The following is a 3165-nucleotide window of genomic DNA, read 5'->3' on the forward strand; positions in this document are numbered from 1 at the left end:
GCGGTGGTGCGGGGTAGTGCGGTGAATCAGGATGGCGCCTCCAATGGGTTGACTGCGCCGAATGGTCCTTCCCAGCAGCGGGTGATCCGGCAGGCGTTGGCCAGTGGTGGTCTGTCCGCGGTGGACGTGGATGTGGTGGAGGCGCACGGGACCGGGACGACGCTGGGTGACCCGATCGAGGCGCAGGCCCTGCTGGCCACCTATGGCCAGGACCGGGAACGTGCGTTGTTGCTGGGGTCGGTGAAGTCGAATATTGGTCACACGCAGGCCGCGGCGGGTGTCGCGGGTGTGATCAAGACAGTGATGGCGATGCGGCACGGGGTGCTGCCGCGCACGCTGCACGTGGATGCTCCGTCGTCGCATGTGGACTGGACGGCTGGGGATGTCGAGCTGGTGGTGGACAATACTGCTTGGCCGGAGGTGGGTCGTCCGCGTCGGGCGGGTGTGTCTTCGTTCGGGATCAGTGGCACCAATGCGCATGTGATCCTGGAGCAGCCTTCAGAGCCTGCGGGGGTCCCCGAGCGGACCGAGGCCGAGGGCGAGGCTGAGGCAACTCGGGTCGGGATCGTGCCGTGGGTGGTGTCGGCGAAGACCGAGGCCGCGCTGGACGCGCAGGTGGACCAGCTGAGGTCCTTTGCCGATGACGAGGGGGTCCGTTCTCCGCTGGATGTGGGTTTCTCGCTGGCTGTCGGGCGGTCGGTGTTTGAGCGTCGGGCGGTGTTGCTGGCCTCTGAGGAGGGTGTGGTCGAGGCTGCTCGGGGTGTGGTGGGTCAGGGTTCGTTGGCTGTGGTGTTCTCCGGGCAGGGTGCGCAGCGGTTGGGTATGGGCCGGGAGTTGTATGGCCGGTTCCCGGTGTTCGCGAACGCACTGGATGCCGTACTCGCGCACCTTGGCGACTCGGTGCGTGAGGTGATGTGGGGTGAGGATGCGGAGGCGCTGAACAGTACTGGGTGGGCTCAGCCTGCGCTGTTCGCGGTTGAGGTGGCGTTGTTCCGGCTGGTGGAGTCCTTCGGGGTGCGGCCGGACTTCGTGGCGGGCCATTCGATCGGTGAGGTGGCGGCCGCGCACGTGGCGGGTGTGCTGTCGTTGGAGGATGCCTGTCGGCTGGTGTCGGCGCGGGGTCGGTTGATGCAGGCGCTGCCGGCTGGTGGGGCGATGGTGGCTGTCGAGGCGACCGAGGACGAGGTCCGGCCGTTGTTGTCCGATCGGGTGTCGGTCGCGGCGGTGAACGGGCCCTCTTCGTTGGTGGTCTCCGGTGCTGAGGTTGCGGTGTTGGAGGTTGCGGGGCGGTTCGAGGTCGGCGGACGGCGTACGAGCAGGCTCGCGGTCAGTCACGCGTTCCATTCGCCGTTGATGGATTCGATGCTGGATGATTTCCGTGCTGTGGTGGCTGGGTTGGAGTTCGGTGAGCCGGTGGTTCCGGTGGTGTCGAATCTGACTGGTGCTCTCGCCGGGGCGGGTGAGTTGTGTTCGCCGGAGTATTGGGTGCGGCATGTGCGGGAGACCGTGCGGTTCGCCGATGGTGTTCGGGCGTTGTCGGATGCCGGGGTGGGGTCGTTCCTGGAGCTGGGGCCGGATGGTGTGCTGTCGGCCCTGGTCCGGGAGTCGGCACCAGGTGAGGCCGTGGTTGTTCCGGTGCTGCGTAAGGACCGTCCGGAGGAGGGCGCGGCGGTCACCGCGCTCGCCCGCCTGCATGTGACCGGCATCGCCGTCGACTGGCCGGCGTTCTACACCGGCACCGGCGCCCGGCAGGTCGAACTGCCTACCTATGCTTTCCAGCGGCAGCGGTATTGGCCTGCGGCTTCGGCTGTTCCGGGCGATGTGCGGGCTGCCGGTCTGGTCTCGGCTGAGCATCCGTTGCTGGGTGCGGCGGTGTCGTTGGCCGACTCGGACGGTGTGGTGTTCTCCGGTCGCCTGTCGTTGGCCTCGCATCCGTGGCTGGCCGATCACGTGGTGATGGGTCGCGTTCTGGTGCCGGGAACGGCGTTCGTGGAGCTGGCGATCCGGGCCGGTGACGAATTCGGGTGCGATCTACTCGAAGAACTGACCATGGCTGCGCCACTGGTGCTGCCCGAACGGGGAGCGGCGCAGATTCAGGTGTTCGTCGGTTCTGCCGATGACTCCGGACGGCGGTCGGTCAAGGTGTTCTCCCGGGAGGATGGCTCCGATGAGCCGCTGCGGTGGACGCAGCACGCCACGGGGGTTCTGGGCATAGCGGACGATCTGGCTGACACCGGGTTCGACGCGACCAGCTGGCCGCCCCCGGGCGCTGAGCCGGTCGACCTCGATGGGTGCTACGAACGGCTTGCTGAGTCCGGGTTCGCATACGGCCCGGTGTTCCAGGGGTTGCGGGCGGTGTGGCGGCTGGGCGCGGAGCTCTTCGTCGAGGTGGCTTTGGACGAGGGCGCCGATGTCAGTGGGTTCGGGGTGCATCCCGCGCTGCTGGACGCAGTGCTGCACGCCGGCGCCTTCGCCGATGGCACAGCGGATCGCGGTCTGCCGTTCGCTTGGGAGGGGGTGTCGTTGCACGCCTCCGGGGCGACGACGGTGCGGGCGCGGCTGTCGTACGACGAGCAGGGGACGGTGTCCATCGCGGTCGCGGATGTGCTGGGTCGTCCTGTGGCGTCCGTCGCGTCGTTGGTCACGCGTCCTCTTGCTGCTGATGAGCTGGTGGACGGTGATGGCCGGGCGGTTGGCCGGGATTCGTTGTTCCGGGTGGAGTGGACCCCGGTGGCTGAGGGGACGGACGCCGGGCCGTCGGTGGTTGCGGTGGTCGGCCCGGACGGCAGTTTGGCCGGGATGCTGCGCGGTGCCGGGTCGGACGTTGAGGTGTATCCGGATCTGGCCGCGTTGGCCGTGGCAGAGGGGCCGGTGCCCGATGTGGTGTTGGCCGAGGTCGCTTTGGAGTGGCCCGGTGACGCAGTGGTGGATGGTGTCCACGACATGGTGACACGGGCTTTGGGCTTGGCTCAGGAGTGGTTGGAGGAGGAGCGGTTCGCGGGGTCTCGTCTGGTCGTGGTGGCACGTGGTGCTGTCAACGATCTGGCGGCGGCCTCGGTGTGGGGTTTGCTGCGGTCGGCGCAGTCGGAGCATCCGGATCGGATCACGTTGCTGGATCTTGGTGACGGTGCTGTGTCGGGGGCGGTGTTGTCGCGTGCGTTGGCG

General features: G+C 68.1%; 1 protein-coding gene. It reads left to right on the plus strand.

The features are described from left to right. A partial coding sequence (locus tag ABZ562_RS41055; protein ID WP_361490552.1) for a type I polyketide synthase occupies positions 1-3165 on the plus strand: 3165 nt, incomplete at both ends.

Origin of the sequence: Streptomyces sp. NPDC019937 (assembly GCF_040631655.1) — a bacterium.
Lineage (GTDB): Bacteria > Actinomycetota > Actinomycetes > Streptomycetales > Streptomycetaceae > Streptomyces.